This is a genomic window from Streptomyces sp. NRRL S-1022, from assembly GCF_000720135.1.
GTDB lineage: Bacteria > Actinomycetota > Actinomycetes > Streptomycetales > Streptomycetaceae > Streptomyces.
Genome location: NZ_JOIU01000006.1, coordinates 35,243 through 55,016, shown reverse-complemented (window position 1 = coordinate 55,016; position 19,774 = coordinate 35,243). Strand labels below are relative to the sequence as shown.

The following is a 19,774-nucleotide window of genomic DNA, read 5'->3' as shown; positions in this document are numbered from 1 at the left end:
CCCACCATCCGGGCCGCCCAGCCGGGTCATCACGCCACCCGTCTGCCCCAGCGCGCCGGGTCCGGGGCCCCTCGTACGGGCCAATCGCCGAAGCGGTCGTACGCCTGCCGGAGTGACCGGGCGAGCGAGGTGCCCCCGGTCATGTGCGTCCGGCTCCGACGGCGCCTCCGCGGCCCGGGTGACGCGAGCCCTCACCGGCTCCCCCTCTTGTTATGACCGCTGTCATAACGCAGGCTGGTGCCGACAGCACGGCAGGCCGACGTGGCGGGAGGAAGCGGTGGCGGACGGAATGGCACGGGCCCTGTGGGAGCGGTACGAGCCGGTGCACCAGCTCGTGTACTTCGCACCGGAGGTGCACCGGGCGGCGGACGGGCTCGGGCTGCGCGGATTCTGGATGGGCTACTTCGCGCTGCGCGCCGCCCCGCTCGGCGCGGCGCCTCCGTCCGTGGTGACGAGCTGTTTCTACGTCTTCCACCCCGCGCGGGTGGCCCGGGCGCTGCCGGATGCCTGGGCGTACGCCGCTCCGGCGGACGCGCTGGCGGCCCGTCTGGAGGCGGTGGACGCGGCGATGACCCGGCTGTTCGGGGCGGACACCGTCGCGTCGGCCGCGTTCGCGGAGGCAGCGGACCTCGCCTGGGAGGCCGCCGCCGGCGCGGACACGGCGGGCCGGGTGCTGGGCGCCGCCAACCAGGCGCTGGAGCGCCCCGGCCGGCCCACCGCGCGCCTGTGGCAGGCCCTGACGACCCTGCGCGAGCACCGCGGTGACTCCCATGTGGCGGTGCTGGTCGGCCTGGGGATCGGGCCTGTCGAGGCCATGGTCCTCAAGGCGGCGGCCGGCGAGTCCGACGGGACCTTCCTGCGCGAGACGCGGAAGTGGCCGGCGGAGGACTGGGCGGCGGCCGCGGCGCGGCTGCGCACGGACGGCCGGCTCGCGGCGGACGGTTCGCTCACCCCCGCGGGAGCGGCCCTGCGCGCGGAGGCCGAGGCCCTCACCGACGCGGCCGCCGAGGGCCCGTGGAGCGCCCTGGGCACCGAGCGGAGCGGACACCTGGCCACACTGCTGGAGCCACTGGCCCGCGCGGTCGGCGGGTCGGGACTCCTGCCGGCCGGGAATCCGGCGGGGCTGACCGGGGGGACGTACCCCGCCGGTCGCTGAGGAGCCCAGGAGCCACCCCGCCGGTCGCTGAGGAGCCGAGGAGACGAGCAGCGAGGGAACGTGCTGCTCGTCGGTCACGCTGCCGGAGCCGCTGGTCCGCGCGGTCGGCGGTGGGGCTGCCGGGGGCGTGAGCGGGGAACGTGCCCCGTGGGCCCGTCAGAGCGCCCGGGCGCCGGGCGGCTCGCGGCGGACCGTTCACCCGTGCCCCCGGAGCGCGCCGGGCGCCGAGCGGGCCGGGCATCGCGTGCCGGGCGTGGGCCGGGTGTCGAGCGTGCCGGTGTCTGGTCCGCGCTGCCGGTGTCGCCGGCCGGGGCGGTCGGTGAGTCGGGGTGCCGGGGCGGTCGGTGAGTCGGGGGTGCCGGGGGGAGGTGGAGACCCGGGGGCGTGCCCCGTCGGTCGCCGAGGAGCGCTCCGGCCCCGGCGGCCCCGGCCGGGCGTGCCGGGCCGGGGCGCCGTAGGGAGGACGTGGTGCCGTGGGTCACCAGGCCACCGGGAGCCGTTCGGGGATCCGTTTCATGAAGCCGGTGCGCCAGACCAGTTGGCTCGCCGGGACCGCGAGGGCGAGGTCGGGCAGCCGGTCGAGCAGGACCTCCAGGGCGATGCGGGCGTGTGCGCGGCCGAGGGCGGTGGCGGGGCAGTAGTGGGCGCCGCCGCCGAAGGAGAGGTGGTCGGCGGTGTTGTCGCGGTGGACGTCGAAGCGGTGCGGGTCGGGGAACTTCTCCGGGTCGAGGTTGGCGCCCTCCACCAGGACGAGGACGAGCTCGCCGGCGCGGATGCCGACGTCGCCGAGCCGGACGTCCTCCAGGGCGAGGCGGGGCAGGGCGTCGCCGATGGAGAGGTTCACCCGCAGCAGCTCCTCCACGCCGGGGCCGATCAGGTCGGGGCGGTCCCGCAGCAGGTCGCGGGCGATGGGGTGGGTGAGCAGGTGGACCAGGGCCATGGCGAGGAAGCCCGAGGTGGAGATGACACCGGCGCCGAACAGGGTGACGCCGACGGTGGCCAGCATCTCGTCGCTCAGGTGCGCGTAGTCGGGATCGTCGCGCAGGGCGGCGAGTTCGCCCATCAGGCCGTGCGTCGCCGGGTCGTCGAGCAGGGCCGCCATACGGGCGATGTCCCGGTCCCAGTTGAGCCGCGCGCCGGTGACCGGGCACGGGGAGTTCATGAAGGCGATGTCGAGGCTGCGCAGGAAGGCGGGGGCCTCGGTCTGCGGGATGCCGAGGATGCGGCAGTGCATCCCGGCCGAGTACGGCTCGCAGAACGCCCCGCGCAGGTCGGCCGTCGGCCCGTCGGCGACGATGAGGTCCACCAGGCGGTGGGCCTCCGCGCGCAGCCAGTCGGTGAGTCCCGGCGCCTTGGGGTTGAGCGCCTTCATCACCGCGCGGCGCAGCCCCGCCCCGGTGATGTTGCCCATGTTGTTCACGACCTCGGGCGGGATCGTGAGCGCGTACTGGCGGGGAACGCCGGGTGCGGAGGTGTCCTTGAGGGAGAACCGGTCGTCCTTGAGCACCTGCGCGCACAGCTCGTAGGAGGAGACCAGCCACGCCTCGTCGCCGGCGATGGTCCGCACTCGCCGTACCGGGGTGGCCTCGCGCAGTTCCGCGACCTCGGCGGGCACCCGGGTGCCGTCCCAGCAGAACGGGAAGGCGGGCAGGGGAGGGTGGTCGGGGGCGGTGTCGGACGCGGTGGTCATTCCGCGGCTCCTTCCAGGGCGGTGGGCGTGACGATGGCGTGGCCCTGGTTGCGGGAGGCACGCAGGCCGGCACCGCGGGAATACAAAAGCTCGGCCATCGGCAGGAGTTGGTGGTAGCAGTTGAGCGAGGAGGGCACCCTGAGGATGGCCGGGGTGTCCAGGAACAGCGGGGCCTCGGCGCACACGTACTCCAGGCACACGGCGCGCTGCCGTTCGGTCGGTGTCTCGCCGCGCGCCATGAGGAAACGATTCACCAGGGTCTCGCAGACGGACCGGAAAGCACCGTCGGAGACCAGCCGCTCCTGCAGCTGCCGGTGGATCTCCTGATAGGCGGGGTTGGTACGGAATTCGGACATCGGATGCCAGTCCAGCCGGACGCCGTCCGGGTCGGCCGCCGACACCGCGTCACGGACCTTGGCGCGCACCCCGCGCAGGTTCTTCACTGCCTTGCGGCGGGCCTCGTCCGGTGGATAGCCGGAGGCCTCGTACATCTCGGCGACGTACAGGTCGGTGTAGACGAAGTCGACCCGGTCGAAGTGGTCCAGCCCCCAGCGGGTGAGGTCGTGCAGGCGCCGGGCGGAGAAGTAGCTGTTGCCCGGGGACACACCGATCACGGCGTGTGCGCCCTCCCTGAGGATGACCTCGCAGTGGGAGGTGTACGGCTGGACTTCGAAGACGTCGGCCATCAGCACGGATGCTGTGGTCACGGGGGAGATTCCTCCGCCGCGCGCTAGTCCCTGGGAGGCCCTGTGCCCCCGGTGTGGCGACGCGGCGCCCTCACGCTAGCGGTACGAGATCAATACGGGTAGTGAGCGCCTGGGTTTGGCCGGAAACAGTCGTATCAACGGTTGAAGTGCCCGGCGAGCGGCCTTGATTGCGGGTCGTACCCTGGGGCCGTGGTCAACCGAGACGAGGATCCAGGACAGGTGGCGGCCCGGCTCACCGGACGGCCGGTCACCGGGACCCGGCGGGCGTCGGGGTCCCCCGCCGAAGTACTGCTGGACGGCGGAACTCCGGTGATGGTCAAGCGTGGCGACGGTCCCCGGGCGGTGCGCGCCGAGGTGGCGGGGCTGCGCTGGCTGGCCGCAGCGGACGCGGTGCGGGTGCCGGCCGTGCTCGGGCACGACGAGCACTGGATGGTGACCGAGCGAGTGCCGACCGACTCCCCCGACCCCGAGGCAGCGCTGCTTTTCGGCCAAGCGCTGGCCGCATTGCACGCGGCCGGCGCACCCCGCTTCGGGGCGCCCCCGCCCGGCGGCCCGGAGGACGCCTGGATCGGCCGCGCCCCCATGCGGAACGCACCGGGCACCGACTGGCCCCGCTGGTACGCCGAGCACCGCGTGCTGCCCTACGTGCGCGGCGCGGTCGACCGCGGCACGCTCCGCCCGGGCGAGGCGGCCGTGTTCGAGCAGGTCTGCGCCCGGCTGCCGGAGCTGGCGGGCCCGCCGGAGCCGCCCGCCCGGCTGCACGGCGACCTGTGGAACGGGAACGTGCTGTGGGGCGCCGACGGCGAGGTCCGGCTCATCGACCCGGCCGCGCACGGCGGGCACCGGGAGACCGACCTGGCGATGCTCCGGCTGTTCGGCTGTCCCCACCTGGACCGGGTACTCGCCGGTTACCGGCAGGCGGCGCCACTGGCCGACGGCTGGCGGGACCGGGTGGGGCTGCACCAGCTCTTCCCGTTGCTGGTGCACGCGGTGCTGTTCGGACGCGGGTACGCCGAACAGGCGCTGGCGGCGGCGCGGAACGCGCTCGCGGGACGACCCCGCCGGGCCACCCCTCCGAGCCGCGATCACTGAGCGTAAGGAAACCAATCACCCGTTCGACTCGTATAAGGACGTGAAAGCCTAATCAGGGAGAGACCATGCAACCGTTCACGCTCAACTACGCGCGCCCCGCTGTGCAGTTGGACGTCACCGCACCGTACGCGTACGACTCCGGACTGCAGTTGAACGTCCTCCCGGACGGGCGGATCGCCGCCACCGACCATGTGACCCTGAGAGCGCTGGGAACCACGACCTCGACGGCCGGTTCCAAGACGCACTTCGACGACTGAACCGCGGACTTCGAGAGATGACCGTGCTCATCCTGACCAGTGAAGAGGACGTGACGGCGGACATGGTGGTCCTCCGGCTGGGCGACTTTGGGGTGCCCGTCGTCCGGCTCGACCCCGCCGATCTGACCAACGGGGTGGCGCTGTCGGGCGAGTACGTGCAGGGCGCCTGCCGGGGACACCTGTCCGTCGGCGGGCGCCTGGTGAGCATGAACGGCCTGCGCTCCGTCTGGGTGCGCAGGCCGGGAACCCCGGCCGCCCGCGCCGCCCAGCCGTCCGCCTGGCTGACGGAGGAGTCGGCGCAGGCGCTGTACGGCATGCTGCGCTGGAGCGACGCCCGCTGGATGAACCATCCGGACGCCGCCCGCCGGGCCCGGCACAAGCCCTGGCAGCTGCACCTGGCCCAGCGCAGCGGCCTGCCGGTGCCGGCCACCCTCATCACGACGTTCCCGCAGGCCGCGCGGGAGTTCGCGGAACGCTTCCCGGACCTGGTGGTCAAACCGGTCTCCGGCGCGCATCCGCAGGAGCCGCCCCGGGCGGTGCCGACCAGCCGGGTGGCGCCGGACGCCGATTTCACCGCGGTGGCCTTCGGTCCGACGCTGCTGCAACGGCGGGTCGCCAAACGGGCCGACATCCGGCTCACCGTCGTCGGCGACACCCTGCTGGCCGCACGCAAGCCCGCCGATCCGGACGCCCGTCCGGACGACGTGGACGTGCGTTTCGCACCGTCGGTCTCCCCCTGGCTGCCCGCGGACGTGCCGCCGCGCGTCGCCGAGGGCGTGCTGCGCTACATGGCGGGCGCGGAACTGGCGTACGGCGCCTTCGACTTCGCGGAGGACGCCGACGGCATCTGGTGGTTCCTGGAGTGCAACCAGTCCGGCCAGTTCGGCTTCGTGGAGATGGACACCGGCCAGCCGATCGCCGCCACCATCGCCGACTGGCTCGCGGGGCGGCCCGCTGCCGGCCGCGGGTGTGCGGAGGGTGACCGGAGCGCAGCCTCCTGAGGATCCGGGGAACGCTCGGACAACAGGCCTCGTAACGGCTCGGAGAAGGGAACGCGACATGCGTATCGGACTGCTGGGGACGGGCCCGTGGGCGCGGGCGGCGTACGCGCCCGCCCTCGCCGGGCACACCGGTGTGGAGTTCGCCGGGGTGTGGGGCCGGCGGCCGGCGGCGGCCACGGCGCTCGCGGAGCAGTACGGCGTCACCGCGTACGCCGACGTGGACGCGCTGCTGGCCGACGTGGACGCGGTGGCGGTGGCCCTGCCGCCGTCCGTGCAGGCCGGGTTGGCGGTGCGGGCGGCCCGGGCGGGCCGGCATCTGCTGCTGGACAAGCCGCTGGCCCTGTCGGTGGCCGAGGGGCGGGCCGTGGCGGAGGCGGTGGAGCGGGCCGGGGTGGCCTCGGTGGTGTTCTTCACCGCACGCTTCCAGAAGGAACCGGAGGCCTGGATCGAGGAACAGGCCTCCGTGGCCGGCTGGTTCACGGCGCGGGCCCAGTGGCTGGGGGCGGTGTTCACGAGCGACAGCCCGTTCGCGGACTCGCCGTGGCGGCGGGAGAAGGGTGCCCTGTGGGACGTCGGCCCGCACGCCCTGTCGGTGCTGCTGCCGGTCCTCGGCGACGTACGGAACGTGGTGGCGGCGGCGCACGGTCCGGCGGACACCGTGCACCTGGTGCTCGACCACGCCACCGGCGCGTCGAGCACCCTCACGCTCAGCCTGTCGGCACCGCCGGCGGCGGCCGGCGCCGATGTGGAGCTGCGCGGCGAGGCGGGGGTGACGGTCCTGCCGGGGAGTTCCGAGGGAGCGGTCCCCGCGCTCGCCCGGGCCGCGGACACGCTGGTGCGGGCGGCCCGCACCGGCCGGCCGCACTCCTGCGACGCCGCGTTCGGCCTCCGGGTCACCGAGATCCTGGCCGCGGCGGAGGCCCGCCTGGCGAGCGGGGCGGAGTAGCCGGCCCGCCCACCCGGTTCCCGGTTCCCGGCTCGGTTCCGGCTCCCGGCTCCGTCCGCGTGATCCTCCCCTCGGGGGTGGACCGGGGCCCCCGCGACGGGCCGGCTGGGCCACGAGGAACCTGCGGCGCGGCCGCCGGGCGCGCTGCGGGCAGGCCGACGGCCTCCGGTGCCGGTGTCGCGCACGGTGGTCCGGGGGTGGGGTCCGCCGGGCTGTGTCGCCCTCGCGCAGGACCGGAGGGAGCATGGAAGGGACCGGACCCGGGCCGGGGACCGGGACCGCGCGGCGGGGGCTGTGGCCGGTGCGGGCGCCGGTCTCGCCGCCGTACGACGGACACCCGCGGGGGCCGGGCTCGCCGCGGTGCGGCTGGTGGCGGTGAGGTGGCCGGCGCGCGCCGCCGGCCGGTACAGGAGGCTCAGGGATGACAGCCGAATCCTTCCCGCCCGACGGTGATCCGTACGAGTCCGAGCCGCCCGGGCGGACCAGCCTGCTGGACGTGCTCAGCGTGGCCGCGCTGGTCCTCGACACCGATGGGCGCATCGTGTTCTGGACGCCGCAGGCCGAGGAGCTGTTCGGCTACTCCGCGGCCGAGGCACTCGGCAGACCGGCGGCCCGCCTGATCGTCCATCCCGAGCACCTGCAAGCGGTCGTCCAGCTGTTCGCGGAGGTCATGGAGACGGGCCGGAGCTGGGCCGGCGCGTTCCCCGTCCGGCACAAGGACGGCAGCACGCGCGTGATGGAGTTCCGCAACATGCGGCTGCTCGACGACCTCGGGGACGTCTACGCCCTCGGGCTGGCCGCCGACCACAGCCTGCTCCAGCGCGTCGAGACCGACCTCGCCCTGTGCGAGCGGCTGATCAACCAGTCCCCCATCGGTCTTGCCCTCCTGGATCCCGATCTGCGGTATCTGCTGGTCAACCCGGCGCTGGAGCGGATCGACGGCATCCCCGCCGAGGACCACCTCGGTCGCCGGCTGCGCGAGACCCTGCCCTTCCCCGACGTCGACACCGTCGAGTCCGCGCTGCGTCAGGTGCTCACCACCGGCACCCCGCTGCTCGACCAGTACCACGTGGGCCGGCCCCGCTCGGACCCCGAGCACGAGCACGCCTGGTCGCTGTCGTTCTACCGCTTGGAGGACCCCGGCGGGCGGGTGCTCGGCGCCGCCACGTCGGTCGTCGACGTCACCGAACGGCACCGCGCGGCGGCCGAGGCGGACCGGGCCCGGCGCCGGCTGACCCTGATCGCCCACGCCTCCATCCGCGTCGGCACCAGCCTGGAGGTGGAGCAGACCGCCGCCGAGCTGGCCGAGATCGCCGCGGGCGAGCTCGCCGACGTGGCCGCGGTGGACATTCTCGACGCCGCGCTGGCCTGCCGCCGCGTGCGCAAGCCGGACAACGGGCCGGAGCTGTTCCGCGCGCTGGCCCTGCGGGCGGCCCACCCCACCGTGGCACTGCGCGCGGCCGACGCCCCCGGCGACCTCGCCTCCTACGACGGGGACCGCCTGGTCACGCTGTGCGTGCACACGGGCCGCCCAATCCTGGTGCGGCAGGTCGGCCCCCAGGACCTGCGGCGGATCGCCCGGAACGCCGAGGCGGCCGAGCTGCTCGCGTGCTCCGGTGTCCACTCGTACCTCGCCGTACCGCTGATCGCCCACGGCGAGGTGCTGGGCGCCCTCGACCTCAAGCGCACCCGCAACCCGGCCCCGTTCGACGACGACGACGTCGTCCTGGCCGGTGAGCTGGCGAGCCGTGCCGCCATCGCCATCGACAACGCCCGCTGGTTCCAGAGCGTGCGCAACACCTCCCTGACCCTCCAGCGCAGCCTGCTCCCCGACCATGCGCCGCACCACATCGGCCTGGAGCTGGCCTCCCGCTACCAGCCGGCGCAGGCCACCAGCGAGGTGGGCGGCGACTGGTACGACGTCATCCCCTTGACCGGTGACAAGACCGCCCTGGTCGTCGGGGACGTCATGGGCAACGGCATCGACGCCGCCGCCACGATGGGCCGGCTGCGCACCGCCACCTGCGCCTACGCGGACCTGGACCTGGACCCGGGCGAGGTGCTGCAGCATCTGGACAAGATCACCTGCGATCTGGAGCACTACATCGTGACCTGTCTGTACGCCGTGTTCGACCCCCACACGCGACAGTGCCGCATGGCCAACGCGGGACACATGCCGCCCGCGCTGGCCCGTCCCGGCGAGGCCCCGATCCTGCTCGACCTGCCCTCCGGTGCGCCGCTCGGCGTCGGCGGCGTCCGGTTCGAGACCGCCGCGACCGAGCTGAGGCCCGGCGACCTGCTCGTGCTCTACACCGACGGCCTCGTGGAGACCCGGCAGCACTCGATCGACGACCGGCTGCACGCCCTGCTCGGCTTCCTCGACGCGCCCGAGCGTCCCCTGGAGGAGACCTGCGACCTCCTCCTGTACGGCCTGAGGCACGCCGACGACCACGACGACGTCGCCCTGCTCGTGGCCCGGGCCGTGTAGCTGCGCGTCGAGGGCGACCGGGCCAGGGAGGGGGTCACAGGCCGAGGTCGAGCGCCAGGCACGAGTAGTACTTCCACGAGCCTTCGGGGTCGTAGGCACCGCGCACCGCGCCCGGCGAGGCCTCCGCCGCTTCCGTCATGTCCTCGAAGCGGATGCGCTCGGGGAGCCGGCCGTAGCGGGCGTGCCGGACTGCGGCCGCGGCGTCCTGCATGGATTCCTCGCTCAAGGTCCTTCTCCGCTCCCTCGGTCGTGCACGGTGTCCGGGCAGCAGCGTGCGCCCCTCTGCGTCACCTGTCAAGCCGGTGACGCAGGCACGCATCCCGGAAGCAGGGGCGGTCGGCGCAGGGGGCGGCTGGTGTCGCCGAGGAGGTGGATGCGGACGGCGCGTTCCGCGAACCGCCACCGGCCGTCCCGGCGCACGAAGCGGTCGCGGCAGCGCCCCGCGGCGACGGGTTGCAAGCCGACGGCCGGCCCGCGGCGGGACCTGTTACCGTGTCAGCGACGTGGACCGTGTATCGAGGAGTGGCAGCCGTGGTGGGTGACGACGACATCTCCGGGTGAGATCCGGATCTGACGGCCACCGGACGCGCCGAGGAGCGCAGCCGAGGTGGTCCGTTTCGTCGTACCCCCTTCCCGCGCGTCCGCCCAGGGCAGAGGTCTCTTCCCTGCCCTTGATCCGTCCGAGGTCACCCTCATGTCCGACGTCGCCGTCGTCTGCTCGAACCTGTCCTTCTCCTGGCCCGACGACACCCCCGTCTTCCACGACCTGTCCTTCGCCGTGACCGCCGGCCGTACCGGCCTGGTCGCCCCCAACGGCTCCGGCAAGAGCACCCTGCTGAAGCTGATCGCCGGTGAACTGAGGCCCGCCACCGGCTCGGTGTCGGCCGGCGGCACGGTGGGCTACCTCCCGCAGAGCCTGCCCCTGACCGGGAACCTCACCGTCGCCGAGGTGCTCGGCATCGCCGCCGTGATCCGCGCGCTGGACGCCGTCGAGTCCGGGGACGTGAGCGAGGAGCACTTCACCACCATCGGCGACGACTGGGACATCGAGGAGCGCACCCGCGCCCAGCTCGACCGCCTGGGTCTCGCCGGCCTCGCCCTGGACCGCAGCCTGAGCACGCTCAGCGGCGGTCAGGTCGTCTCGCTCGGTCTCGCCGCCCAGTTGCTGAAGCGCCCCGACGTGCTGCTGCTCGACGAACCCACCAACAACCTCGACCCCGGGGCGCGTCGGGCGCTCCACGACGTGCTCTCCGACTTCACCGGCTGTCTGCTGCTGGTCAGCCACGACCGCGCGCTGCTCGACCGCATGGACCGCATCGCCGAGCTGGGCAGCGACGAACTGCGCCTGTACGGCGGCAACTTCACCGAGTACGAGGAGGCCGTGCGCGCCGAGCAGGAGGTCGCCGAGAAGAACGTCCGCAACGCGGAGCAGGAACTGCGGCGGGAGAAGCGGGAGATGCAGCAGGCCCGCGAACGCGCCGAACGCCGGGCGAGCAACGCGGCACGCAACCTGAAGAACGCCGGTCTGCCCCGTATCTTCGCCGGCACCATGAAGCGCGGGGCGCAGGAGTCCGCGGGCCGGGCCGGGCAGCTGCACGCGGCCCGGGTCGGCGAGGCCAGGGCCCGCCTCGACGAGGCCGGACGCGCGCTGCGCGAGGAACAGCGCCTGGTCCTGGAGCTGCCCGACACCCGGGTGCCCGCCGGGCGCAACGTGTTCACCGGCGAGGGGTTGCAGGTCCGCCACGGCGACCGGCCCGTGTTCGCCGACGGCGGGATCGCCCTGACCGTCCGTGGCCCCGAGCGCATCGCGCTGACCGGACCCAACGGGGCCGGCAAGTCCACCCTGCTGCGGCTGATCACCGGCGACCTCGCCCCGGACAGCGGGGAGATCAAGCGGAACGACGGCCGTATCGCCTACCTGTCGCAACGCCTGGACCTGCTGGACCCGGGCCGAACCGTGGCGGAGAACTTCGCCGCGTCCGCCCCGGAACGGCCCGAGGCGGAGCGGATGAACGTGCTCGCCCGCTTCCTGTTCCGGGGCGCCCGGGCCCACCTGCCGGTCGGTGTCCTGTCCGGCGGCGAACGGCTGCGCGCCACCCTCGCCTGCGTGCTGTACGCCGAGCCGGCCCCGCACCTGCTGCTGCTCGACGAGCCGACCAACAACCTCGACCTGGTCGGCGCGGGCCAGCTGGAAAGCGCGCTCGTCTCCTACCAGGGCGCCTTCATCGTCGTCAGCCACGACGAGCGGTTCCTCGCCGAGATCGGGGTCGACCGCCGGCTGGTGCTGGCCGACGGAAGGCTGCTGGAGACCGGAGCGCCCGCGGTGTGAGCCGCGGCGTGTGCAGTGGCCCGCGACCGAGGCCGTGTGCCCGGCGGGCCGGCCACCGACCACCCTGGACGGATTCCTGTGCCCCGACCCGCTCTGCTCGCCCACGACCTCGTCCGCGTCCTGGGAGGCCGGCGCGTCCTCGACGGCGTCTCCCTGACCGCCTCCCCCGGCCACCGCATCGGCCTGATCGGCGAGAACGGCGTCGGCAAGTCCACCCTGCTGCGGGTGCTGGCCGGCGTGGACACCCCCGACTCGGGGAGCGTCACGCGCCCCGGGGACCTCGGCTTCCTGCACCAGGAGATGCCCTTCGACGCCGGTTCGACCGTCGCCGCGGTGCTCGACGACGCGCTGCGCGAGTCCCGCGAGGACCTCGCGGAACTGGAGCGGCTCGGCGAGGAGCTGGCCCGCGTCCCGGAGGGGGACCCCGGTCATGCGGACCTCCTCGACACCTACGGCAGGCGACTGGAACAGGCCCAGGACCGTCAGGCCTGGGACGCCGGCCGCCGAGCGGCGCTGGTGCTGGACGGCCTGGGCCTCGGCGCGCTCGGGCACGACCGCACGCTCGGCTCGCTGTCCGGCGGACAGCGCGGCCGGCTGGCGGTGGCCGCGCTGCTCGTACGCAGGCCGTCGGCGCTGCTGCTGGACGAGCCGACCAACCATCTCGACGACGCTGCCGCCGGCTTCCTGGAGGAGCAGGTCCGCGGCCTGGCCGGGACCGTGCTGGTCGCCAGCCACGACCGGGCGTTCCTGGACGCCGTCTGCACCGATCTGATCGACCTCGACCCCGCGGCGGACGGTCCGGTCCGCTTCGGCGGCACCTACAGCGCCTACCTGGGCGAGAAGCGGGCCGAGCGGGCACGCTGGGAGCGCCGGTATGCCGAGGAGCTGCGAGAACTGGCGGAACTGCGGCACGCGGCGGGCGTGACCGCGCACCGCCTCGCGCCCGGCCGGGAGCGGCGCGACCACGAGAAGATGGGCTACGGCCACCGGGCGGGCCGGGTGCAGAACCAGATCTCCCGCCGGGTGCGCAACGCCACGCGGCGGCTGGAGGAGCTGGAGCGCACCCGGGTGGCCGAGCCGCCCCGGCCGCTGCGGTTCACCGCCGGGGAGCCGGCCGCGCCGGCCCAGGAGGGCACGCAGCCGCTGGTGTCCCTGCGGGACGTCCGGGTGCCGGGCCGTCTGGCGCTCGGCGCTCTGGACGTGACGGCGACGGACCGGCTGCTGGTCACCGGCGGGAACGGGACCGGCAAGTCCACGCTGCTCGCCGTGCTCGCCGGACGTCTCGCGGCCGAGGGCGAGGTGCGCAGGCGGCGCCCTCTCACGGTCGGGCTGCTCACCCAGGACACCGTGTTCGGCCGGCCCGGCCGCACCGTCCGCGACACCTACGAGCAGGCGCTGGGCGCCGAACGGGCCGAGATGGTGCCGCTGACCTCGCTCGGCCTGCTGCACGAGGCCGACCTGGGCAAACCGGTCGGGCAGCTGTCCGTGGGGCAGCGCCGGCGGCTCGCGCTGGCCCTGCTGGTGGCACGGCCGCCCCGGCTGCTGCTGCTCGACGAGCCCACCAACCACCTGTCCCCCGCCCTGTGCGACGAGCTGGAGGCCGCGCTCGGCCCCGGCCCGGGCGCGATCGTCGTCGCGAGCCACGACCGCTGGCTGCGGAAGCGCTGGCAGGGCCGTGAAGTCCGACTGGAACAAGGTCTCACCGGTCCGAGCGGTGACGATGCTTGCACTCGACGACAGTCACCCGTCAAGATGGTGATGTGAACCTTGACCATGTCTTCGTGTGCGGGCATCCGGCCCTGGACTTCGTGGCGACCCTCCGCGCGCGACGCTCGGCACGGTTCGAGATGTTCGTGACGCCGGAGCGGCTCAACGCCTGGTACGTGGAGTCCGGGCTCGTGGACTCGATCACGCCCGGCCACGAAGACGACGTCCGGGAGGCGATCGCCGTCCGCGAGGCCCTGTACCGGCTCGTCACCAGCCGGCGGCTCGGCGAGGACTTCGACCGCGAGGCGCTCGCCGTGGTCAACGGTGCCGCGCGCAAGACGCCCGCGACGCCGCAGCTCACCCTGCACGGGCGGCACACCGAGGCGACCCCCGGGCAGGCCCTGGCCACCGTCGCCCGGCAAGCCGTGGAGCTGCTCAGCGGGCCGGACGTCCCGCTCCTCAAGGAGTGCGGCAACCCGGAGTGCACGCGGGTCTACATCGACCGCTCCCGCGGCATGCGGCGGCAGTGGTGCGGCATGGAGTCCTGCGGCAACAAGATCAAGGCCGCGGCCTACCGGGCCCGCAAGAAGACCTCCCCTGCCGCCACGGAGCACTGACGCGACGCCCGAGGAGGGCACGGCGCGGCGCCCGCCTGGCCCGACAGGCGCATCCCGGCGCCAGGCGCTTCCGGCACCGTGGGCGGTCATCTCCGGTGAGCCGTCGGAGGAAGCCGGGCCCCCACGGTCCGTAGCCTGCGCGGGCGAGTCCCCGGCGGCGGCCTGATCGACGCCCCCCCGAGGACCGGGGAGAGGGAGAACCTTGGGCGGGGCGAGGCCGGGGCGAGGCCGGTGGCCGGCGTCGCCCGCCACAACGACCCGCCACGGCAGCCCACCAGGACGACCCGCCACGGCAACCCGCCGCGCCGGCTCCTGCTCGGCGCCCGGGCCGTGACCATGGCACTGGAGACCGGCGAGGCGTACCACGGAGACGAGGGAGTGGGCCGAGGCCGGCGGGCGCCGCGGACTGCCCGGCACACACGCGCCGGCCCACCGGTGGCCCGGCCCCGGCTGGTGGGCGAATATCGTGCGTCACCTGTTTGACGGGTGACGGACTGTGTGCGAGAGTCGACACGCCACCAGCCGGGGTCATCCCGCACCGGGGAGGGAGCGGAGGTTCCCGGGTGCGGACCGGTCATCGGAGAACACACGACGGAGGGTTCAGATGATCAAGAGACGTACCTTCGGCAAGGCCGTCGGCCTGGGCACCGGCGCGGCCGCGGCATCGCTGTCCGTTCCGCAGAGCAGCGCGTCCGCCGCCCCGGGCGCGGCCGCCTCCCGGCCGCCGGGCGGCACGCCCGCCCCCGCCGTACCCGGCATCTCCCCCGGCACCCACACCGGATTCCGCACGCTGAAGCAGGTCAAGGCCGGTGTCCTCGACATCGGTTACGCCGAGGACGGACCCGCGCACGGCCCGGTGGTCATCCTCCTGCACGGCTGGCCCTACGACATCCACAGCTACGTCGACGTCGCCCCGCTCCTCGCCGACCTGGGCTACCGCGTCATCGTCCCGTACCTGCGCGGCCACGGCAGCACCCGCTTCCTGTCCCGGCACACTCCGCGCACCGCCGAGCAGTCCGCGATCGCGCTCGACATCCTCGCACTGATGGACGCTCTCAAGATCGAGAAAGCCGCGCTCGCCGGCTTCGACTGGGGCTCGCGCACCGCCGACATCATCGCCGCGCTGTGGCCGGAACGCGTGACGTCCCTGGTCTCCACCACCGGCTACGTCATCACCGACCTCAAGGCGCAGTCGACGCCCGCCGCCCCGGCCGTGGAGCACAACTGGTGGTACCAGTGGTACTTCGCCACCGAGCGCGGCAAGCAGGCCATGGAGAACGTCGACGAGCGCATCGCCCTGTGCCGTTACGTGTGGACCCTCGTCTCCCCCACCTGGGACTTCGACGACGCCACCTTCCAGCGCACCGCGCAGGCCTTCCGCAACCCCGACTACGCCGCCATCGTCCTGTACAACTACCGCTGGCGCATCGGTCTCGTCGAGGGCGACCGCCGTTACGAGCGCTACGAGAAGCAGCTCGCCGCGCAGCCCCCCATCCACGTTCCGGCCATCACTCTCGACCCCGCCCTCGACCCCTTCACCCCGCCCGGTGACGGCTCCGCCTACCGCGGCCACTTCACCGGCCCCTACGAGCACCGCACCATCGCGGACGTCGGCCACAACCTGCCCCAGGAGGCGCCCGGCACCTTCGCCCGGGCCGTCGTCGACGCCGCCCGCCTGTGAACCCCCCGCACGTGACGTTCCCCGGCTGCCCGGGGCGGGCCGGCCCGGCGGGCCGGTGGCTGCACGTTCTGCGCGCGGAGGGTTCCGTCGGCGGCGTAGCTTGGGGATGTGGTATCGGTGCGCGGCTGGGCGTCGCGCGGGCACCTGGAGGATCGCGGCTGGCTGCGGGGCGCGCCACCGCCGTGGTGGGTACGGGTGCTGCCCGTGCTGCTGCTCGTGGCCGTCGGCTCCGCCACGCTGGTCACGCCCGACGCGCACGATCTCGGTTTCCTGCTGGGGGCCATCCCGCCGCTGGCGGTCCTGTCGTACGGTCCGGCGGCCACGGGTCTGCTCGGGGTGGGCGTGATCGTGGTGCTGAACGTGCCGGCCACGCATCTGAACCGACCCGGCGACACCGATCTGCTCACCATCGTGTTCGTGGCCGCGCTGAGCGTGTTCGTGTCCTACGTGCGCAGCCGCCGGGACGCCCAGCTGAACACCGAACGGGCGATCGGCGAGGCGGTGCAGCGGGCCGTGCTGCCGCCGCTGCCGGAGCGGGTCGGGCGGGTCGGCTGCGCGGCCTTCTACCGGGCCGCGCAGGACGGGACGCTGGTGGGCGGTGACTTCTTCGACGTACGGCACGGGCCGCACGGGGTGCGCGCGGTGATGGGGGACGTACAGGGGCACGGGCTGTCGGCGGTCGCGACGGTGGTGTCGCTGCTGGGCGCGTTCCGGGAGGCGGCGCTCGACCAGCCCGACCTGGAATCGGTGGCGGCCCGGCTGGACCGCCGGCTCGCGGTGGACTCGGCGGACGTACGGCACGCGGAGCTGTTCGCGACGGCCCTGCTGCTGGAGTTCGCCGCCGGTTCCACCGCGATGCGGGTGGTGGCCTGTGGTCATCCGGCGCCGGTGCTGCTGCACGGGGACCAGGCGCGGGAGGTGAGCGTCGCGCCGGGTCCGCCGCTGGGCATCGGGCTCCTCGACCTCGACCGGCCGAAGGAGGTCACCGTGCCGCTCGGTCCGGGCGACCGGGTCTTCCTGGCCTCCGACGGCGTCTGGGAGGCGCGCGACGCCGCCGGCACCTTCTACCCGCTGCCGGAGCGGCTGGCCGCCCTGGCCCCCGTCCCGTCCGCCGAGCTGCCCGCCGCGGTGTGGGCGGACCTGCTGCGGCGGCACTACACGGTCCGTGACGACGCGACCATCCTGGTGCTGGCGCCCGAGCCACCGGCCCGCTGACCCGGCCCTGCTTTTCCCCCGCCGGTCAGCCCACGTCCCACAGGAAGCGATGGGTGTGGATGCCGAAGTACGGGAAGGAGCGGATCTCGCGGACGCCCTCGACGGGCCGGACCACGTCGTTGACGAAGTCGAGCAGCGCCTTGGGACCGGGAGCGACCACCTCGGCGAACAGGTCGAAGCCGCCCGAGGTGAGCACCGAGTAGACGACCTCGGGGCGCTCGGCCAGGGTGTCGGCGACGGCCCGCGGGTCACCGTCGACACCGATGCCGAGCAGCGCCATGGCCTGGCCTCCCATGGCCATCGGGTCGGTGACGCCGACCACCTGCACCGCCCTGGAGTCCAGCAGGCGCTGCAGGCGCTGCCGGGCCGCCGAGGCCGACAGGCCGACCCTGGGGCCGAGGTCGGCGTAGGCGATACGGCCGTCGGTCTGCAGCTCGCGCAGGATGGCCCGGTCGATCTCGTCCATGTCCTTCACGTCCCGCGGTTCCTTCCCCCGGCCGGTGCTCAGCCGGCCAGTTCGGCGAGGGCGGCGGCGAACACCTCGGTGTGGGTGTCGACGTCCTGCTCGGTGGTGTCCGGGCACATCAGCGCCATGTTGTGGAACGGGGTGAGCAGGATGCCCCGGTTGGCGAGGTAGAGGTGCAGGAAGTCCTCCAGTTCCGGGTCGGAGGCCGCCGCCGACTCGGTGCCGGTGCGCGGGGCCGGGGAGGTGAAACGGTACTCGGTGCGGGCGCCGAGCCGGCTGACCGACCAGGGCAGCCCGTGCGCTTCGAAGCCGGTCCGGACGCCCGCCTCGAAGCGCTCGGCGAGGCTGCCCATCCGGGCGAACGCCTCGTCGGTCAGTACGTGTTCGAGGGTGGCCCGGGTGGCCGCCACCGACAGGGCGTTGCCGGCGAGGGTGCCGCCGACGCCGCCCATGTCGACGAGGTCCAGGTCACCGCGGGCCAGCAACCGCTCGGCGAGTTCGGCGGAGAGTCCGTAGGCGCCGGCCGGGATGCCGCCGCCGATGGCCTTGCCGATGGTGAGCAGGTCGGGTGCCAGGTCCCAGGCGCCGGTGCAGCCCCCGGGACCGGCGGAGAAGGTGTGGGTCTCGTCGTTGATCAGCAGGGTGCCGTACCGCCTGGTCAGTTCGCGGACGCCCGTCAGGTAGCCGGGTTCGGGCAGCACGATGCCGATGTTGGTGAGGGCGGGCTCCATCAGCACGGCGGCGACGTCACCGTGGGCCAGCTCCCGCTCCAGCCCGGCGAGGTCGTTGAACTCGGCGACCCTGCTGGTCAGGGTCACGTCGCAGGGTGCGCCGACGTTGCCGGGGCGGGGCGTCCCGGAGCCGTCGGGGCCGGTGACGATGAGCGACTCGTCCACGCTGCCGTGGTAGCAGTAGCTGTTGACCAGGATCTTCGGCCGGCCGGTGACGGCGCGGGCGAGCCGGATCGCCCAGCGGTTGGCGTCGGTCGCGGTGAGCGAGAAGCTCCAGCGGGCCAGCCTGAACCGGCGGGTCAGTTCGGCGCCGACCCACTCGGCGTCCTCCGTGGGCAGCATGGCGGTGGCCCCGCCCAGTTCGGCGAACCGCCGGTGGACCGCCTCGGTGACGGGCGCGGGTGAGTGGCCGGCCATGGCGCCCGTGTCGCCGAGGCAGAAGTCGATGTACGTGTGCCCGTCGACGTCGCCGACGCGGGCGCCGCGGGCCTCGGCCAGGTAGCGCGGGAAGCCGCCGGCGGTCTTGTTCATCCAGGTCATCGGCACCCGGCCGAAGAGGTGTTCGGCGCCCGTGTAGGCCGCGCGGGAGCGCGGGTTCCGGCGTTCGGCCTCGGCGCTCTCGCGGGCCAGAAGGGCGTGCAGACGCGTGCGGTCCATGAAACACCTCGACGGGAACGGTGATGGAATGCCCTGAGCCTACGATCGAAAAGTGGACTCTTTCAATGCTTCACGCGTGATTCGATTGCGTGGACAGTTGAATCAGGCGTCACTGCGGTGATCGACCACGGACGGGTGACGCGTGCCCGTCCTCAACTGACGAACCGGTACGCGGAGTTCGAACGCCCCGGCTCAAACGCCAGGGTTCGCCACCCCTTCCGTCACGTAGAAATATCTACAACGATGCATATGCCGGGTTGGCGCGCGAAGCGCGACGTGCCCGGTCACGGCCGTTCCCTGCGCTCGGGCAGGCGAGCGTGGACACCCGGAGCTGTGCATGACGAACACGATGTGGATGCGGGGCGTGGAGTGGCTGGCCGCGGCGTCGGCCGACCCGCGCGCCTGCAAATGGGAATGGGACCACGGGGAGGGCTACGCACTGCTGGAGGCGGGCCGCTTCTGGGACGTGCTGAGCGTCCCCGACCGGCTGGGACTGCTCACCCTGGACCTGCTGTGGCGGCCGGCCCTGCCAGTGCCGGGACCGACACTGGTGGACACGGCGGCGGGCCGGGTCGGCTTCTTCCTGCCGCCCGACCCGTCGGGGGGCTGGGTGGGCGCCGGGCTGCGCTACGCGACGAAGGGCTCCTGGGTCGCCGTACCGCCGCCGTACCGGCCCGCCCGCTCCCTGGAGTGGCTCGTCCCGCCCGACGGCGCCGGCACGCTCCATGCGCCCGGTCCCCTGGAGGACGCGTTGCAGCAGGCCAACGGCACACTGGCGGTGCTCGCGCCGCTGTGCGGGCGGTAGCCGGTCACAGGTGCTCGGGCTCGCGCCGGGTGTCGAGGGTGAGGCCGGAGAGGACGGACCACAGCCCCTCGGGCTCCGCCGGGACGGTCCGTCCCTGCGCCCGCCACTCCGCGACGAGCCCGGCGTAGATCGGCTCCCGGGTGCGGTCCACCCGGTGCAGCCCGCGCATCCGGTCCATGCGCTCCATCCGGTCCATCCAGTCCAAGCGGTTCATGCCGGGGCAACGCCG

General features: G+C 73.9%; 18 protein-coding genes. 12 read left to right on the top strand and 6 right to left on the bottom strand.

Translation table 11 applies throughout. The features are described from left to right. Positions 1–277: 277 nt before the first annotated feature. Positions 278–1,156 carry an SCO6745 family protein gene (locus IG05_RS0108310; protein WP_030340560.1) on the top strand — a complete coding sequence of 293 codons (879 nt, stop codon included), beginning with the start codon at positions 278–280 and terminating at the stop codon, positions 1,154–1,156. A 478-nt stretch (positions 1,157–1,634) separates the two neighbouring features. Here IG05_RS0108310 and IG05_RS0108305 read toward each other — a convergent pair whose 3' ends face one another. Continuing rightward, positions 1,635–2,846 carry a cytochrome P450 gene (locus IG05_RS0108305; RefSeq protein ID WP_051789616.1) on the bottom strand — a complete coding sequence of 404 codons (1,212 nt, stop codon included), beginning with the start codon at positions 2,844–2,846 and terminating at the stop codon, positions 1,635–1,637. After that, the gene (locus IG05_RS0108300; protein ID WP_234335794.1) at positions 2,843–3,553 is read right to left on the bottom strand and encodes a tRNA-dependent cyclodipeptide synthase; all 711 of its coding nucleotides are present in this window, start codon (positions 3,551–3,553) and stop codon (positions 2,843–2,845) included. The genes IG05_RS0108305 and IG05_RS0108300 overlap by 4 nt, the downstream gene beginning before the upstream one ends. 219 nt (positions 3,554–3,772) lie before the next feature. Between IG05_RS0108300 and IG05_RS0108295 the strand changes: the two genes are divergently transcribed. The 5 genes from IG05_RS0108295 (at position 3,773) to IG05_RS0108275 (ending at position 9,337) form a co-directional block, all read left to right on the top strand. After that, entirely contained in the window at positions 3,773–4,645 is an 873-nt protein-coding gene (locus IG05_RS0108295; RefSeq protein ID WP_051789614.1) for a fructosamine kinase family protein, read from the top strand. A 65-nt stretch (positions 4,646–4,710) separates the two neighbouring features. Then, complete coding sequence (tgmA, locus tag IG05_RS0108290) at positions 4,711–4,902, top strand: putative ATP-grasp-modified RiPP (RefSeq protein ID WP_030340556.1); 192 nt, start codon at positions 4,711–4,713, stop codon at positions 4,900–4,902. A gap of 17 nt (positions 4,903–4,919) precedes the next feature. Beyond that, entirely contained in the window at positions 4,920–5,903 is a 984-nt protein-coding gene (gene tgmB, locus IG05_RS0108285) for an ATP-grasp ribosomal peptide maturase (protein WP_030340555.1), read from the top strand. Between the two features lie 58 nt (positions 5,904–5,961). Further along, complete coding sequence (locus IG05_RS0108280) at positions 5,962–6,849, top strand: Gfo/Idh/MocA family protein (RefSeq protein ID WP_030340554.1); 888 nt, start codon at positions 5,962–5,964, stop codon at positions 6,847–6,849. 421 nt (positions 6,850–7,270) lie between these two features. Continuing rightward, entirely contained in the window at positions 7,271–9,337 is a 2,067-nt protein-coding gene (locus IG05_RS0108275) for a SpoIIE family protein phosphatase (protein ID WP_030340553.1), read from the top strand. Positions 9,338–9,371: 34 nt separating this feature from the next. Here IG05_RS0108275 and IG05_RS42000 read toward each other — a convergent pair whose 3' ends face one another. Further along, positions 9,372–9,563: a hypothetical protein gene (locus tag IG05_RS42000; protein ID WP_037813346.1), complete on the bottom strand. Its 192-nt coding sequence runs from the start codon at positions 9,561–9,563 to the stop codon at positions 9,372–9,374. 468 nt (positions 9,564–10,031) lie between these two features. Between IG05_RS42000 and abc-f the strand changes: the two genes are divergently transcribed. The 5 genes from abc-f to IG05_RS0108245 all read left to right on the top strand — a co-directional run bounded on the left by abc-f (position 10,032) and on the right by IG05_RS0108245 (position 16,886). Beyond that, positions 10,032–11,666 carry a ribosomal protection-like ABC-F family protein gene (gene abc-f, locus IG05_RS0108265; RefSeq protein ID WP_030340552.1) on the top strand — a complete coding sequence of 545 codons (1,635 nt, stop codon included), beginning with the start codon at positions 10,032–10,034 and terminating at the stop codon, positions 11,664–11,666. 78 nt (positions 11,667–11,744) lie between these two features. After that, positions 11,745–13,430, top strand: coding sequence for an ABC-F family ATP-binding cassette domain-containing protein (locus IG05_RS0108260; RefSeq protein ID WP_030340550.1), 1,686 nt, complete (start codon positions 11,745–11,747; stop codon positions 13,428–13,430). After that, positions 13,427–13,990, top strand: coding sequence for a CGNR zinc finger domain-containing protein (locus IG05_RS0108255; protein ID WP_030340549.1), 564 nt, complete (start codon positions 13,427–13,429; stop codon positions 13,988–13,990). The genes IG05_RS0108260 and IG05_RS0108255 overlap by 4 nt, the downstream gene beginning before the upstream one ends. Before the next feature lie 604 nt (positions 13,991–14,594). Beyond that, positions 14,595–15,671, top strand: coding sequence for an alpha/beta fold hydrolase (locus IG05_RS0108250; protein ID WP_030340548.1), 1,077 nt, complete (start codon positions 14,595–14,597; stop codon positions 15,669–15,671). Positions 15,672–15,779: 108 nt separating this feature from the next. Further along, positions 15,780–16,886, top strand: a complete 1,107-nt coding sequence (locus IG05_RS0108245; protein ID WP_030340547.1) for a PP2C family protein-serine/threonine phosphatase — start codon at positions 15,780–15,782, stop codon at positions 16,884–16,886. 25 nt (positions 16,887–16,911) lie between these two features. Here the strand turns inward: IG05_RS0108245 and IG05_RS0108240 are convergent, their stop codons facing one another. Together IG05_RS0108240 and IG05_RS0108235 are read right to left on the bottom strand one after the other, a co-directional pair. Next, the gene (locus IG05_RS0108240; RefSeq protein ID WP_030340546.1) at positions 16,912–17,352 is read right to left on the bottom strand and encodes an Lrp/AsnC family transcriptional regulator; all 441 of its coding nucleotides are present in this window, start codon (positions 17,350–17,352) and stop codon (positions 16,912–16,914) included. A 38-nt stretch (positions 17,353–17,390) separates the two neighbouring features. After that, positions 17,391–18,740 carry a transaminase gene (locus IG05_RS0108235; RefSeq protein WP_030340544.1) on the bottom strand — a complete coding sequence of 450 codons (1,350 nt, stop codon included), beginning with the start codon at positions 18,738–18,740 and terminating at the stop codon, positions 17,391–17,393. A 337-nt stretch (positions 18,741–19,077) separates the two neighbouring features. Between IG05_RS0108235 and IG05_RS0108230 the strand changes: the two genes are divergently transcribed. Then, entirely contained in the window at positions 19,078–19,545 is a 468-nt protein-coding gene (locus IG05_RS0108230; protein ID WP_030340543.1) for a hypothetical protein, read from the top strand. A gap of 4 nt (positions 19,546–19,549) precedes the next feature. Here IG05_RS0108230 and IG05_RS0108225 read toward each other — a convergent pair whose 3' ends face one another. Next, positions 19,550–19,759 carry a hypothetical protein gene (locus tag IG05_RS0108225; RefSeq protein WP_234335792.1) on the bottom strand — a complete coding sequence of 70 codons (210 nt, stop codon included), beginning with the start codon at positions 19,757–19,759 and terminating at the stop codon, positions 19,550–19,552. Positions 19,760–19,774: the final 15 nt, after the last annotated feature.